Source organism: Bifidobacterium psychraerophilum (genome assembly GCF_000741705.1).
In the GTDB taxonomy this organism is placed as follows: Bacteria; Actinomycetota; Actinomycetes; order Actinomycetales; family Bifidobacteriaceae; genus Bombiscardovia; species Bombiscardovia psychraerophila.
In genome coordinates this window covers 1-15,403 of the sequence record NZ_JGZI01000007.1, presented here as the reverse complement: position 1 = coordinate 15,403, position 15,403 = coordinate 1, and the positions used below count along the sequence as shown (strand labels likewise).

Annotated in this window: 15 protein-coding genes and 2 pseudogenes; 14 read left to right on the top strand and 3 right to left on the bottom strand. The window is 48.7% G+C overall.

Translation table 11 applies throughout. The annotated features are described in order from the left end of the window. Positions 1-2 precede the first annotated feature (2 nt). From BPSY_RS01645 to BPSY_RS11990, 6 genes are all read left to right on the top strand, one after another. A complete protein-coding gene (locus BPSY_RS01645) occupies positions 3-1,298 on the top strand; it encodes an amidohydrolase family protein (protein WP_081884080.1) in 1,296 nt (431 codons plus the stop codon). A 102-nt stretch (positions 1,299-1,400) separates the two neighbouring features. Continuing rightward, complete coding sequence (locus BPSY_RS01640) at positions 1,401-2,432, top strand: glutathione S-transferase family protein (protein ID WP_202961756.1); 1,032 nt, start codon at positions 1,401-1,403, stop codon at positions 2,430-2,432. A gap of 254 nt (positions 2,433-2,686) precedes the next feature. Next, positions 2,687-4,138, top strand: a complete 1,452-nt coding sequence (locus BPSY_RS11285; RefSeq protein WP_081884079.1) for a GNAT family N-acetyltransferase — start codon at positions 2,687-2,689, stop codon at positions 4,136-4,138. 102 nt (positions 4,139-4,240) lie between these two features. Next, positions 4,241-5,557, top strand: coding sequence for a type II restriction endonuclease (locus tag BPSY_RS01625; protein WP_274518456.1), 1,317 nt, complete (start codon positions 4,241-4,243; stop codon positions 5,555-5,557). A gap of 182 nt (positions 5,558-5,739) precedes the next feature. Continuing rightward, positions 5,740-6,366 (top strand): amidohydrolase, encoded by a 627-nt coding sequence (locus BPSY_RS11995; protein WP_274518455.1) that lies wholly within the window; start codon positions 5,740-5,742, stop codon positions 6,364-6,366. Continuing rightward, on the top strand, positions 6,302-6,973 hold the full coding sequence (locus tag BPSY_RS11990; RefSeq protein WP_274518454.1) for a M20 metallopeptidase family protein: 672 nt from the start codon (positions 6,302-6,304) through the stop codon (positions 6,971-6,973). The genes BPSY_RS11995 and BPSY_RS11990 overlap by 65 nt, the downstream gene beginning before the upstream one ends. A gap of 309 nt (positions 6,974-7,282) precedes the next feature. On the opposite strand, the gene BPSY_RS11280 is transcribed toward BPSY_RS11990, so the two are convergent. Together BPSY_RS11280 and BPSY_RS11880 are read right to left on the bottom strand one after the other, a co-directional pair. Beyond that, a complete protein-coding gene (locus tag BPSY_RS11280; RefSeq protein ID WP_081884078.1) occupies positions 7,283-7,558 on the bottom strand; it encodes a substrate-binding domain-containing protein in 276 nt (91 codons plus the stop codon). A 361-nt stretch (positions 7,559-7,919) separates the two neighbouring features. Continuing rightward, positions 7,920-8,123, bottom strand: a pseudogene (locus BPSY_RS11880) (PLP-dependent transferase); the annotation flags it as partial. 16 nt (positions 8,124-8,139) lie between these two features. Here BPSY_RS11880 and BPSY_RS11680 point away from each other — a divergent pair. Beyond that, positions 8,140-8,385, top strand: coding sequence for a hypothetical protein (locus BPSY_RS11680; protein WP_033495546.1), 246 nt, complete (start codon positions 8,140-8,142; stop codon positions 8,383-8,385). A 556-nt stretch (positions 8,386-8,941) separates the two neighbouring features. Here the strand turns inward: BPSY_RS11680 and BPSY_RS11555 are convergent. Next, entirely contained in the window at positions 8,942-9,178 is a 237-nt protein-coding gene (locus tag BPSY_RS11555; protein WP_152596790.1) for a hypothetical protein, read from the bottom strand. A 1,124-nt stretch (positions 9,179-10,302) separates the two neighbouring features. Here BPSY_RS11555 and BPSY_RS12060 point away from each other — a divergent pair. The 7 genes and pseudogenes from BPSY_RS12060 to BPSY_RS12050 form a co-directional block, all read left to right on the top strand. Then, on the top strand, positions 10,303-10,584 hold the full coding sequence (locus tag BPSY_RS12060) for a P-loop NTPase fold protein (RefSeq protein ID WP_369342896.1): 282 nt from the start codon (positions 10,303-10,305) through the stop codon (positions 10,582-10,584). A 45-nt stretch (positions 10,585-10,629) separates the two neighbouring features. Continuing rightward, positions 10,630-11,040 (top strand): hypothetical protein, encoded by a 411-nt coding sequence (locus BPSY_RS11550; RefSeq protein WP_152596789.1) that lies wholly within the window; start codon positions 10,630-10,632, stop codon positions 11,038-11,040. Between the two features lie 281 nt (positions 11,041-11,321). Continuing rightward, positions 11,322-11,921, top strand: a complete 600-nt coding sequence (locus tag BPSY_RS11545) for a hypothetical protein (protein ID WP_152596788.1) — start codon at positions 11,322-11,324, stop codon at positions 11,919-11,921. Then, entirely contained in the window at positions 11,918-12,163 is a 246-nt protein-coding gene (locus tag BPSY_RS01575; protein WP_152596787.1) for a hypothetical protein, read from the top strand. Before BPSY_RS11545 ends, BPSY_RS01575 begins: the two co-directional genes overlap by 4 nt. A gap of 248 nt (positions 12,164-12,411) precedes the next feature. Beyond that, positions 12,412-12,642, top strand: coding sequence for a hypothetical protein (locus BPSY_RS01570; RefSeq protein ID WP_152596786.1), 231 nt, complete (start codon positions 12,412-12,414; stop codon positions 12,640-12,642). Between the two features lie 1,210 nt (positions 12,643-13,852). Continuing rightward, positions 13,853-14,752: an aldehyde dehydrogenase family protein gene (locus BPSY_RS12055; protein WP_394854693.1), complete on the top strand. Its 900-nt coding sequence runs from the start codon at positions 13,853-13,855 to the stop codon at positions 14,750-14,752. Positions 14,753-14,755: 3 nt separating this feature from the next. Next, positions 14,756-15,403 (top strand): annotated as a pseudogene (locus BPSY_RS12050) (bifunctional acetaldehyde-CoA/alcohol dehydrogenase); the annotation flags it as partial.

Below are 15,403 nucleotides of genomic sequence, written 5' to 3'. Positions count from 1 at the left end.
ATATGAGCGATGAACATCCACATGGGGATTCAACCAGAGTAATAAGCGCTGGGAAAATCATAACGGGCAAGCCAGGAGAGGTAAAGGAACGAGCTTCGGTAGTCATTGGCAACGGGAATATCAAGTGGGTAGGTAGTACAGACGATATTCCAGTTGAGTATGCAGACGTTACGCAAGAACGATATCCGTCCTCGACGATTTTGCCCGGGCTCATTGAAACTCATGCGCATTTTGGTGCACGTAACGGTTCACAACCGAACGTGCCGAATCCCGAGCTGCATGTTCAAGGTTGGAATGCCTTATATTCTGCGAAAGTTCTTCACCAATTGGCTTCCATTGGAATCACTTCAGTTCAATCCCTGGGATCAAAATTCTACACCGATGTTGCGGTAAGTCAGGCCGTTGAACAGGGATTGATTGAAGGGCCGCGAGTAGTTCCTGCTGAGCCTATGATTACCACGACCGGAGGCCACGATTGGAAAGATGGTTCGGAAGTTGACTCTCTTGATGATATTCGGCATGCGGTACGCGAACATCACAAGGCGGGCGCAGCCGTCATCAAAGTCGCTGCTACAGGCGGATTCATGACACCCGGAACTGCGCAGTGGAATGCGCAGTTCACCACAGAAGAATTACGAGTGTTTGTTGACGAGGCGCATCGATTAGGCAAACATTTGGCTGTCCACGCACATGGTACGCAAGGCATTCGTCGTGCGGTAGATGCTGGAGTGGACTACATAGCTCACGCAACATTCATCGATGAAGACGGCATCACTCGTTTTGATGGTTCACTTGCAGATCGGATTGCAGATGCGGGTATCTATGTCGATGTTGCATCACCGCCTTCATACCCTCCCGTTGCTCACGAAACCATTGCGCCCCGCGCCTTCGATCTCTTTTCTCACGGTGTGCGCATTGTGACCGGTCATGATATTGGAGCGGTTATACCTCCTTATGGATATCTCTATGGTCTTGAGCAGCTTGAACTGGCTGGAATTCCACGTTCTGAAATTCTCATTGCCGCTACCTCCAGGGCAGCTGCTGCCATCGGTCTTGCGGGGGTGGCTGGAGTCATTGAACGTGATTATTCCGCCGATCTACTGGTGGTTGACGGAGATCCTCTTAAGGATTTGAAAGCGTTGCATAACAGGCAACTCATCGTAATCCGAGGAAAAAACTTCATCCCAGAGAAACTTCCCACATATGAGGGAAGAAAGGTACCTTCACAGGCAGGCCCAGTGAGCGTTCTCGGAAGGAGGAGCGAGGCGTTGAGGAGACAACAATTGCAACAATGGTAGAGCTTCCCACAGGTAGTTGAGATTCAGCTCGTTATGTCCTGATTGTTGGACTATGGATTTGAACTTATGTATACACACAAACAATGAATGAAAGGAAATCTGATGGGTTTGGAACAAGAATCATCAACACAAACATTGCACGCAACGGCTGCCGATGCCTGTGCTGTGCCTGAACCGGCGCAACAACAAAGGAGGGGCCCGTTTGAAGAGACGACAATTGAGCAGACTCCCGATGGAGCATTCAGAAGGCAGCGAAATGCCTTCACTAAGCATTTTGGGAACGACGAGGGAGATGCGCCTGTTGAGGCAGGTCGCTATCATATCTTAGGCGCTCTTGGATGCGGATGGAACCGCCGTCAGCGCATCGTCATCAGACTGCTTGGTTTGCAAGATGTCTTTGTGCCGGAGGTCATCTTTGGCCGAGATGATGATGGGTGGAAACTTACTCATGGCGAGGGGAGCGTAGCCGACTTGTTCGGTTACGACAGGTTGAACGACTTCTATCGCAGAACTACGACACACTTTACGGGACGAGGCACGTCCCCCACGGTCATCGATCTGAAAACAGGGAAAGTTGTAACCAACAACTATCATGCCATTAGCAATGAGTTAGAAACAGCCTGGAAGCCTTTCCACAAAGAGGGGGCGCCAGATCTGTATCCTGAGCAGCTGCGTCAGGAAATCGACCTGCTGAATCAGCAGATTTTCGATGATATCAACAATGGCACCTACAAGGTTATATTTGCCACGACTCGCGGTGCTGCTCAGGCCGCCTATACGATTTTCAAGGCCAGATTGGCAGATTATGATTTCAGACTGGCTTCACGGCGCTATCTATTTGGCAGCAACCTCAGTGACAGTGATGTGCGTCTGTTCCAGACCTTGGAATCTTATGAGAACGGATATCGACCCGGCATTATCAAGCAGCTGGGGACAGAAGACATCGTGCACCTCTGGGACTTCCCCAATATCTGGGGATATGCGCGCGATCTCTTCCAGACTCCTGGATTCATTGATGATGCTGAATTGTTTGAGCTTGGATATGTTCCGAATGAAGAAGGGGAATATTCACACGGTTTTGCAGACAAGGACAATCCGTTTGGCAAGGCAGATATCGGACATCGCGAGGAATAATATGCGGCTTGGCAAGAGAATCCTCACCGTGAGAGCATAGGAGGTTCGCCTTTGTATTCTGGACCCGGAGGTGGCGGTTCCTTTGAACTTTGGGATTTCAACGAGTAAGGATCGTTGATGGCTGTTCCGACAGTTTCTTGTCATGGATGAGATTTCAAATAGAACAGTTCATTTCCAGCAGAACGGCGGTTTATCACACATGAGCCGCCGTTCTGCCTTTGTAGTAACACAAACTTTGAGAGGATGGTGTAGGTGTGACTTTTCTTCAGCCAAGAATTCCCACACGCGCTCGTAATGACTTGCATGGTCGAAAAGTCGCAGAGATTCCACAAGCCTTGAAGCATAAGGATTTGGATGATGGTTATAAACTGCGCCTTGCTCAGGTCAGCGAATATGAAGAGGTTGGTAATGCCCTGGCAGCAGCCTTCAAGGTTGGATGCTGGATTACTGCGCAATACGAAGCTGGATTGCACGCGATTGAGCAGCGTGCGAAGACCGCTGACGTTTGGGTGATTTCTGACGGTTCCAATCGGATTGTTGCGGCGGTCCTGACACCTAAGCCTGCTTTGTATGATGAGCAATATTATACTTTCAATATTCTTGGAGTCGCTCCGTGGGGAAGAGGGCACGGGTTTGGTTCCGTGCTGGTCAGTCATAGCATCGAGTTGGCTGGAAGCTACGGGTATGAGGGCATAGAGCTGCATTCCAGCCCTCAAATGGTTCACGCTCATCGACTGTATTACTCCTTCGGCTTTCATCGCCGAATCGATTGGGAAACCATGATAGTTGACAGTGGGCAGCGTCTTTTGGCGTTGACTCGCGACTTGTCGTGGAAAAAGAAACACTACGTTCGGAAAGAAGAAGTCATGCATGGCAGTCACGAAGGCAGTCACGAAGAGGTCGATTCCGACCAGTTCACACCGAAGGCAAGCTCTCACGTGTATGACGATATTGTTGCCTGTCTTTCACACAGGAACCCGCAGTCGTTGCCGGTGAATATCAGCCTTTCTGCCCTCGACCCTAGAGCCTGGGGAACCCTGTTCACGCTGCGTTTGGGGCAATTGCGCACAGAAGCAATAGATCAGCTTTCGACCGATCTGGAACATGTACCTTCTGGACATGAAGCAAACCCTGTGCGGCTTATCACGGCCAATGGCAAGAAGTTAGTTGAAGACTGGCGTTTTGCAAGCAGAGCTTTGAATATTGCGTTCTCTGAAAACAACGGTGGCAATGGTGGTCTATACAATCGCTCACTCAGCAATGAGATCGATGAACTTGACGCGATCATCGATAATGAATTGATTGATGGATTGTTCGCAGTGATCAATGCGAACAGCGATCTGCAGCGAGATGCCTACCGTCGAGTTTTCTATGCCAGACTTGGGTGGTTTGATTATCTTCTTTCACACAAAAAATTTCTGTTGGGAAACTCCATCAGCGAATCGGACGGGCACTTGTTTGGCGTGTTGCTCACATTCGATGTTGGGTATCGCAATCTTTTTCCCCCTGCAGATGCCGCAGTCGTGGATTACCCTCACCTTTGGGATTATGCGCGAAGCCTGTATGCCATCGATGGGCTGGTGACTCACGATGAGAAGCAAGCGCTCGGTCTTTTGTCTCATACGGACGGAAATGTGACTTTGCCTTGGGGCAAACCGGCCTACACGGAGACGGTCGAAGATATCGCTCAAGCATGGAGTGAATAGAGTCAGGCATGGAGTGAATAGAGTATTGTAGGGGTGCCGAAAGGGAGACGACCATCGGATTTCAGGGATTCGCGGCCTTTACTGCCGTGGCCTTATAATACTGTGATGGAAGCGGCGTCTTTTCTCAATCGTCAGGCAATCGAGGCACATATGGATTCGACCTATCTTACTGATATCTTCAATCAGTATATGGAGAAGTCGAGTCTGTTGTATCAGACTTGGTTCATTCACAGTGAAGACCGGCTTCATGCCTTCGCCCAGGTGCGCAAGGGGTCGAGGAACGTCGTGAAAACCATCCGGGAGGGAACGTTTCCGCGTGATCTTCACGGTTCCGCACTGGAAGAGGTCATGGATGTGATTGCTTCGCAGACTGAAATATTCAAGGGCGCGAAGCATGCGTTCATGTGGAAGCCGAAGCTTCGCATTCCTGACATTTATGAAAATCGCGGCAATCAGATGGCCTTTGCCGACATGCTTGCGAGCGTGCTCGAAACGGGTAGTAGCGTGAAGAAGCTCATGGCGCTGAACGCTCTTGCCAGCAAGAACATCAAGGGACTCGGACCTTCGGTATCGAATATCCTGTATTTTCTAGAGCCAAGTGTCTTCCCGCCTTTCAATACGAAAATAGTTGAGGGATACAATCTGCTGAGCCACGCGAAGATACGGCTGGGCAGATGGGATGACTATTTCACATTGAGAGACGGCATGATCGCCCTGAACGAGAAGGGCAGCCTGTTCTCGAAGGATTTGGGAGCTATCAGTGCATTCTTGTTTGATATCGGGGCTCTGAATTATGTGGTTCCGGAGAATTCAGACCAATATCTCATCGCCGAGCAGCGGCACACTACCAGAAAGGCACTGGAAAAGCGGGGAAGATTGCAACTTCACAAGGATCTGCATTATAGGATCCAGTATTTGCTGGCAGACGTGGGCAATGCCATTGGCTATCGGTCGTGGATTGCAGGCAACGATCACAATCGCACTGCTGGGGGCAAGAGACTTGGTGACATATCGATTCCGCGACTGCCATCATCCATTGAGGCGCTCAGCGAGCATGATCGAAAGATCGTAGGTCTGATTGATGTTCTGTGGTTTAATCCCGATGGGAGTCCTGCTTGCGCCTTCGAGGTGGAGAAGTCAACGTCAATAATGTCAGGCATGAATCGCATGGATGACTTGTATGAGTCACTGAAAACGGACATGACGCTCTATATCGTGGCTCCGGACAATCGTGAGAGGGAGGTTCTGGCACAATTCAATAGGCCCCATTACATGCATCAGCACGATCTTCATGACCACATACGTTACATCCTGTTCAAGGATTTGAGTGATAACTACGAGTCGTTGAAACGGTTTGGACAGGACTTTTCCATTCTCGGACCAATCTCCCATTTCCCAGATGGACGGTTAGTGTCATGATGAGCTAAGGAGCGAAAGCATCATCGTGCCATACGCCGAGCAGCGTGTGGGCATGCAGATGCAAGTCGACCATAGACTGCATTTATCACTTGTTGTTTGAAATGCGCATAGCCATGACCGAGTGTCGCCTGTAGAACATTGATACGGTCACTTGAGGGTAGGAACGCGAGGAATGTGTTGGGATGCATTCTGATAATGGCAATGAAGGGCTAAACGTTGTGACAGAAAATAGTAGGCATCAATTGGATATCACCAGGGAACTGGATAACGGATTAGACAGCGAACTTGTCAGATATTACACATGGTTTCACATCCACCCTGAACTTTCCTATCACGAAGTGGGCACTACGGCAAGAATCCGAAAGATCTTGGAAAGCAAGAACGTTGAAATCCTCGATACCGGACTCAACACTGGTCTTATTGCAGTCATAAGAGGTGAAGAGTCCGGTCCTGTGATTGCGCTGCGTGGAGACATTGATGGTTTGCCCATTCAAGAGCAGACGGGTCTTGAATACGCTTCCCAAAACGCTGGGGTCATGCATGCCTGCGGTCATGACTTCAATCTCAGCGTAGCTCTTGGCGCAGCGATACTGCTCAACGCGCATCGTGACATCATATCGGGAACCATCAAGGTTATATTCCAGCCTGCTGAAGAGGGTAGAGCCACAAAAGACCAACCGACTGGGGGAGTGCAGGTTATTGAGACCGGAGTGCTGGATGACGTCCAAGCATTCTTTGGAACGCATGACGGTTCAAGGGCCTCTAGGTTCGATCCTCTTGCGCGAGGGAAGCACCACTGGCGCTGTTGATAAATTTCAAGTCACGATCAACGGTCGGGGCACGCATGCCGCAAGTCCACAACATGGTGCTGATCCGGTAGTGGCAACCACTGCAATTATCCAGAGTCTTCAAAGCGTTGTTGGAAGAAATCTTGATCCTGTCCTTCCCCGAGTTCTTTCGGTGACACATATCGACGCCGGAACCACATGGAACGCTATTCCGCAATCAGCTTTCTTTGAAGGAACGGTTCGAACTGCGTTGGCCGATGACCGGACCCTTGCAAAAACCGTTGCCGAACGCCTGATACACGATATTGCAGCGGCATATGGAACTACCGCTGAGATCAACTGGTTCTTCGGATCTCCTGCAGTCATCAATGATGAACATTGGACCCAAGTCGCAGAAAAAGTAGTTTCAAACCTTGGCCTGAAACACATCAAACCTGACCCCGGAATAGGAGGAGAAGATTTTTCCTATTATTTGCAGAAAGCTCCGGGAGTTTTCGCTCACATTGGAGCGGGCGACGCTGGAGCTGGGCACAGCCCGCAATTCGCACCGGATCCAGCGGGCATTCATTATGGCGTTGCATTTTTAACATCGATTGCGCTTGCTGCGCTTGATGAGCTGCATGACTGATCGTTCCAAGGTGCACAATCACGTTCATTGATGGCTATATCACTATTTTGTGGTGTAGCACGGTTGTTGTGTCCTTGTTTCGGTTTTCCCCGAGTATCGCCTTTTGGAATCCTTGTAATTTCAAGGATTCCAAATTGGCATACTCGGGTAGTTGACAATCGGGATAATTGAAAAGAAGGACACAAAGAACGGTTTCGTCCTGCGATTGGGAGTGAGAAGGTGTGGAATGAGTGTCATTTCATGAACTGTTCACCCGATCCAACAACGAATTGAACTCGCTTCGATGCTGAATGATGGAACATCTGGAACTCAGGGCACAAACTCTGTAGATCCGCGAATGATCACCTCTGTGGGGAGCTGAACGATCTCCTTGCCGATCGCTTCGCCTGCAAGTTGCCGCCGAAGAGGTTCTGCCAAGACTGTACCGTGTTTGGTGGAATTCTGACGTACGGTGGCGAGTTTGCATCTTGCCATCATCGCAATAGGAGAATCATCAAAGCCGGTGACGGCAATGTCTTGCGTACCCGATAGCCCATGCATACGAGCTGATTCATGAATTCGGCAGCGATGCTGTGGTTCGCACATACAATTCCATCGAGAGTATTGAAATAAGGTTGGAATGTCAGCACGGCGAGTCCGTCGCTTGGAATCTCCCAGTCATCGGCATAGAACAATAGTTTCGAGTTGAAATAGAACCCCATTCCCTTTCGAAAGCCACTGAGTCGATTGGATTGCACTTGGGGAACAGCCAGGTTCGCAGACGTATGCTAAATGCTTGCGGCCATTGCTCAACATATATCTAGTATATCTAGTAGTCCGTTCCTACCTAGCGCTGAAATTAGATAATAAAAGCGATCTTCTCGCTATGAACCTATCGCGTTGCATCTCGCTGTTCGTTAGCTTGTTCGCGTGCCTGTCCTTTGCTATGACGATTTGTTTCTCCCTGTCAGTTTGAGATTCTGGCGGTCTTCTCCACCTTCCCGCTTCTTCCACGGTCCACGGCAATGTTCCTTGCCTTTTCGAAAGCCTGTTCCAAATCTGAGAGAAGGTCCTGAACATCTTCGATGCCGATGGACAATCTCACCAGTTCATCGGTGATCCCAACTGCAAGGCGTTTGTCACGAGGAATTTCAAAATGAGTCATCCCACAACGATTTACTGCCTTTATGGACAAAACACTGATACACTCCGAAGACTTGCAATATCTGATGAAGAGCAAGGTGATGTCAGACGATGTTAAAAACGCCGTGATGAACGGTCTGAGTTCATACATTGCAGATGCAGGCCCAGCAGTTGCCGGAATAGTGGCAAGACATGCGATTTCCAAAGAATATAAGTGTGATCAGCTTGATTTCCTCATACTGGTTGAAGAGGGAATGCAGTCGTCCACGACCGTAAAACTGATCTGTTAGAATGCTGAAGATCTGGGCATTGAGTTTATTCACTCGATACTCAACCAATTACCAGACAATTTCGGACAGCTTACAAGCCGTGGACCGGATCGTCCACAGATTCCGATGTCCAAGGAAAACCTTGAACTTGTGGAATACCTGAAGCACCACGGTTCAGCGGTCGGCAGCTTTAAGACGGCTGATGACTGCATTACTGTGTACAAACATCATTGATTCTCTATGAGACGACAATGAAACATGATCGAACGTATAAGAGGCCAATACTGAGACCACTTAGTTCCGACGTGATTATGTTCGATACCGTTATCACATCTTCAGGGCCGCTACCAGTGACTGAAAAGTCTCTGAATAATACTGGAGTAGTCTCAGATAATATGCGATGTCTTCCCAGTCGATCATGCACAATTGGTAAATACTTATGAAGAGATATATTCGACTCGAAGGACTGTATTCAATGAGTTGAATTCGAGAAGATAAGAGGTCCGGTATGAAAACCCTGCTGTACGCAATAGTGAAGGTGATTTATACCCCGTACAGGATTCTATGTGGAATTCTGTCAATCATCCTTACCATCGGTTTCTTTATTGTTCTCCTGAATAAACAAAACATCTTTCAAAACGGAAAGCCTTGGATCCTGGTGCTGATCGTTGGTATTCTCGTCCTCCTGCAGCTCATCAGGGTCTTGCTGGTAAAACTGCTGGCATATCTCTTGAACGGTGATACCGTCATCGTAGGCGTATAGGTATTGATTCTTTCTTGTAGGCGCTATCGGCAATCTTAGATCATTGGGCAAATGACCATATTCTGATAACCAGGTGTTTTGTGAAGGAGACTCAGCGGCGCATGTTGGTGAGGGGGCGCATGGTTTGATCTCGAAGCATCGTTTTGGAAATGGGCAGTATCGAAGGGAACAACGCCTGGCTGCTGCTCGCCTGAAGTTGTAACTGAGGTAATCAATCGTAATGTTCAGTTGGTGAACAGTGGTAGGAGAATCCAGAGGCAATGTAGCGGGTAGAAGCGGCGTCACGGACACAAAGTGTTCATGATGTTGCTGACTGTACCGAGGCAGAACCATGCATATAACGGGAAAGAGATCAATGGCTGGATTATTTTGCGCGTGCTCTCGGCACGGTGTTGATGGATGATATTGTGCGTTGACGTAACGGTTCTCGGTCGTTGAAAACGGCATGAATACCACGTGATTCGGAGAGGGAGCTTGGTGAATCGAGAAATTTCAGTGTTGCAGACACAGTCAGGTAAAATGCTCTGATGAAACTTATCGGGCACATATGTTGGCCAAATCAACGATCCCGCTGATGATATGTTGTGAGTTGAGCTGTGAAGTGTTGTCAAATTGTCTTTACGCTGAGTGTTCACATGTTTTTACAATCGCCCTGAACGAAAAATGATGCTGAGCAATCATAACTTGACGTGAACTTATCAACTCTGGAAACTGACAATTTTATATATCACCAGTCCGTTGAGTAAAAGCTTTGCGCCTGATCGGAAATATTTTTTATGTCATAATTCCAATTTAATCCCTCCAGTTTTGTTGTATGCATATATCTGATGATGCGGGTAGAGAAGGACTACTACCAATGGATTCATCGTATCCGTGCACCTGTCGATTACGTATTTTCCTCCAGGGTCTTGTCGGTTTGGAAAGGATGACTGCCGTAACAGTGTACTGCCTGTTGTAGCTTCTGATATTTGTAAAGAGATTTCCACGAAGCCTCAAGCTAAACTACAATAGGTCGGACCTGATAAAACTTAAGAAGTCCCGTTCGAAGTGATGAAACAGCTGATGGTACAGTTAGGTCGACAAATGTCTGGAAAATTCGAAATGATCGAACTCATCCGAATCGACACTGCACAAAGTGCAGAAAGATTTGCAAAGCTGATCCAATCGAATAACACATTCTTTTTGGATGTAAATGGGGGAGTGGAAAGACTGAGTTTATCAAACAGGCAGAGCAGTTTGTGGATAAAAGAATAGTCACTGTTGGTTTGTGGAGAATGACAGATAACAGGTCGGTGATTGAGCTCGCTTTTTCACGGATGCACAGGGTCTCTTATTTCTTTATCAGGTATGGTATTTTCCTGTTAATTGCTCTGTCGATTCTTTGTTCGGGCAAGGTCAATCTGGGCTGGACGTTCGGCCATCAGCTTCTTGATATCATAGCGAGAATATTCATCTAGACGCTTACTGCTTCCGTCGCGTGGTTTCAGTTTCTAGGACGCAAATTGGATGACCTGTATCAACACTTGCTTAAGCGTCATACGGGCGGCAGAATATTGGTTTTCGATGATTTCGATAGGGTAAAGCCGGAGAGACAGGAGGAAGCATACAAGGTTTTCAATATCCCGAATCGGTCTCTTCCAATTGTGTTTGTTGGTGATTATGACAAGCTGGCGAGGAATGAAGATAATTATCTCCAGAAAATCATTGATCAGAAAGTAGTCTTGCCTTATGTTCTCCATTCTTCGGAAATAGCCAAGAATGTTGATTTACCTCAATCAATCAAAGATCTGTTCGAGTCTGAGCACCGTGTGATTAGGGAGTTGGAACATTTCCTTACTATTGCAACTGAGCAGTTGGCCGAAAAATTTGGCCAAGTGCAGTATGAGCAGCAACTCTTAATTATCTGCTTGTAACTCTTTCATCCTCACTTCTATAACTATATAGAGACTGGATGGCGACCAGATTCCGTTGTGGATGCGGCTGACAGAGATACGCAGTACTCTCAAGGTGGAACCGGTATGGGACATCTGATGGTGAATCAGAGAACATTCATGAAGTTCTCTTACGCGGTCTGGCAACAAATCATGGGAAGGTCAAGGATTTTCGTTCGAATCCACAAGCATATTTACTCTTTGAACATGCCACAAACCTTAGCGTTGGTGAATTGTCAGCCGTTTTCGAGGACGATGATGAGTTGCAAAAGATGCTGGCGCTGTCGGATGAGAGCATTGATGCCTATAAGGAGTTCGTCTACTATATTGAGGGCATACCGCTCGATGCTTGGCAAGGGTCTGCTGATCGGATTGAATCTTTTGCCATTCAACAACTCGAGTATAGAGGTCATCCGAATTCATTGACAAAATATGTGTTTCAACAGAAATTGAATTTACTTGAACAGGATATTAATGATGGCAGAAGGTATATCGATGTGCGATTCGGCGAAGCCAACGGTTTTGTCCACTTTGCGAAAACGCGTGGCGTCGAACCAAGAGCAGATATCCCCTCGCGCCCAGTTGGCGGACGGACTGATGTGGAGGAACTTGGAGCGCCATACATATTCAGTAAACTGGATGAACTCTTCAACGAACAGCGCATTGATCTTTCGCAACAGATTTATTTCTACCATGAGTTTTACACATTTGCAGTAGAGTGGCCAACAGCTCCCAAGGGATCGCGGCCCTATCAATCCCAAGAATTAATGAACAAGAGATCATCAAGAGAAAATCAGTGGAGGTCGAACGACTGCTCAAAGACGATTCGTACTCGGAGCAGCACTTCCCGGAGCAAATATTGATTGCAAAACTCGGGTTTGAATACGATGAACTCGACAAAGACAAGTTGCAAGAGCTCAAAGACCGGATTCTGAAACTGTCAGATGCTGAATTTCAATGTTTCTGGAACTATTACGGAATACGTTCTTATGAAGAAAACCATAATGTCAAACTTCAAGGTGGGACAATGCTGGATTTTGATAGGGATTTCCGTGACGGGGTTCTTGCAAGATTGATTGAAATCGGAAGACTTGGATCCCACTGATTTCGTCGGCGGGCCATTATGTATATTCAAGGTAAACAACAACTCGGCATAAGAACATTGATGTTGTCAGTACACTCAACCAGTTCAATAAGGCTGATTTGATTCGTTTTTTCCCCTTGAGCCAGGCTACGATGAGTAACTGTGGTCCTAAGTTTTACATTATTATGTTGAAAACCACAGATTGCCTGTTTCCTTTGTACTTGTACTACGGCTGCAGAAAGATTGCTCACTTTAGCCAGGAGGTTCAAATGTCGAATGAGGAAGATGCCCAGAAACAGTTTGAAGAAATTCCTGATGCTGCAGTTGAATTCGGTAACTCAATCATGAGGGAGCCTTGGGGTTCCATCTTCCGGGCTCATTTGAATTCTCTTATTTTTCGTTTACTCGTAAGACTTGGCAAAATTGATCTCGCGCAGTCAGGTGCAGAGCCAGGGGGAGAGCGTATAGGGTGTCTGAAAATCAATGAAAACAATGCGTAGGTTATTGATTTCGTGCAATTTACCACACCTTTACCACTTCACTGAAGAGAGCTGATTTGCGGATGTGGCAATCGGATGGAAGTAGGTTTTCTGCCAAGATATCAAGCTATTATTCGAGGTGGATGGATAGATCGGTGCTTTTGGTGAAGAATTGTGTAACAGTCGGTCTGTGCTTCGCTGCAAGGATCTTTGCGGTTCGCAGAACCAGATTTGTTCTCTAGTGTGGTATTTACTTTCTGGAACTGAATTGTTCTGGGTTCTGTTCCTGTTAGGTTTCGTGGTTGGCGGTTGCTGTCATGAGGTCTTGGTTGTTTGATTGATGTTCGGTCTCGATTTCTATCGGGGTGCCGTAGCTGAGTTCCGTGTGCAATCGCTGGGTGTTTCGTCAGGACACCCGTTCCAGTGTTGTCAGTTCAACGGTTTCGAAGCCTCGCCATGGCCCGGTCTGTAGATCAACTCTGTCTTTAAGCTGTTCGAGACGCTTCAGCCGACAATTCTGCGCGAACAGACATTGGTGACGAACCCGCAATCTGTTTGGCCAAACACCCAACAGATGGACTCGACCCCGAAATGATCCCAGTTCATGTCAACGAACCTGATCATTTCGGCGCGGGACGGTCAATTGTGCGCCAGCAAACGCCGACGCGCCCCGCAGAATCTCGTTCGCCTAGCGTGGCTCAGCGTTCTCGCGCTTAAATCGTTTTACGTTGGCGTGATCTTCACCGCTCGTGCCAGGACGATTACCAGCGTCGATCTCGGTACGACGTTGTCATGTGCGTAACGTCTTCTGACTCACGCCAGGATTCGAAGCGACGTGACGAATTGCCTCAAATTCAGTCTCAGAGGCCGGGCTGGCCTTACCAAGCATCTGGACAGCTCTGTGCAGGAACTTTGGCTGATACGCACGTGGCATAATCCCGTCCTCCTAAAAGCAGAACAAGAGCCATTGCAATTCAGAGCTGTGGAGTGCGTATTTTTCTTAGAATTCCGTGCATCTCCAATGGCACTTTGGCGAAATCAGAAAAGTATGTTTTTACGTCAAAGAAACAACATAATTCGCCCGTTTCCTCAACGAAAATTGAAATGTCAACAACCCTGAAGAGGGAGAGTCGCAAAGCTTGGGGAGACATACAACGGAGTGTCCTTAACCCCTTGAACATTGAAGGCACCATACCCAAGGTATCCAGTTTTGATTATGAGGAGGAACTCAGTGACGGAAACAAAAAAACAACAGGCACAGAAGAAAACGACGGCTGAAGTCAGTATCGATGCCGAGAACGAGGTTGATGCTCTGGTTTCCAGGGGTCTGGTGGCGTTGAAGAAGTTCGAGCGTTTGAATCAGGAGCAGGTTGATCGCATTGTGGCGAAGGCTTCGATTGCGGCGTTGAACCAGCATCTGGTGCTGGCGAAGCTGGCGGTCGAGGAGACTGGCCGTGGTCTGGTGGAGGACAAGGCCACGAAGAACATTTTCGTGTGTGAGCATGTGACGAACCATCTGGTCAAGCAGCGCACGGTGGGTGTGATCAGTGAGGACGACATCAACGGCATCGTTGAGATCGCGGAGCCGGTTGGTGTGGTCGCGGGTGTGACTCCGGTGACGAACCCGACGTCCACGGCGATTTTTAAGTCCTTGATCGCGTTGAAGACGCGCTGCCCGATCGTGTTCGGTTTCCACCCCTTCGTGCAGAAGTGTTCGGTCGAGGCTGCGCGCATCGTGCGTGATGCAGCCATCGCGGCTGGGGCTCCTGAGGATTGCATCCAGTGGATTGAGCACCCCTCGATTGACGCGACGAGCGCGTTGATGAAGCACCCGGGTATCGCCACGATCCTCGCGACGGGCGGTCCGGGCATGGTCAAGGCGGCGTATTCCTCTGGCAAGCCGGCCTTGGGTGTGGGCGCGGGCAATGCTCCGGCGTATGTCGACAAGAATGTCAACGTGAAGCGTGCGGTCAATGATCTGATTCTGTCGAAGCATTTTGATTACGGTATGATCTGCGCGACCGAGCAGGCCATCATCGCGCACACGGATATTTATGATCGTCTGATTGCCGAGATGAAGCGTCGCAAGGCCTATTTTGTGACTAGCGACGAGAAGGCGAAGCTTGAGTAGTACATGTTTGGCTGCACCTCATATTCCGGGGAAAAGCCGAAGCTGAACTCGGTGGTGCCGGGCAAGTCCCCACAGTACATCGCGAAGCAGGCCGGGTTCACGATTCCCGAGGATGCCACGATCCTGGCGGCCGAATGCCAGGAAGTCGGCGAGATGGAACCGCTGACAATGGAGAAGCTTGCTCCGGTGCAGGCCGTGCTCAAGGCCAAGGACAAGGATCACGCCTTCATCATGTGCGAGGAAATGCTGGTGCACGGCGCAGGGCACACCGCCGCGATCCACACCGACGACGAGGAGCTGGTGCGCGAGTATGGTCTGCGTATGCATGCCTGCCGCATCATCTGGAACCAGCCGAGTTCGCTGGGTGGCATTGGCGACATCTACAACGCGATCGCCCCGTCCCTGACCTTGGGTTGCGGCTCGTACGGTGGCAACTCGGTCTCGGGCAACGTGCAGGCCGTGAACCTGATTAACGTGAAGCGTATCGCTCGGAGGAATAATAATATGCAGTGGTTCAAGATTCCCTCGAAGACCTACTTCGAAGCGAATGCAGTCAGGTATTTGCGTGATATGTACGGTATTCGTAAGGCCGTGATTGTGTGTGACAAGGTCATGGAGCAGCTCGGCATCGTCGACAAGGTCATCGACCAG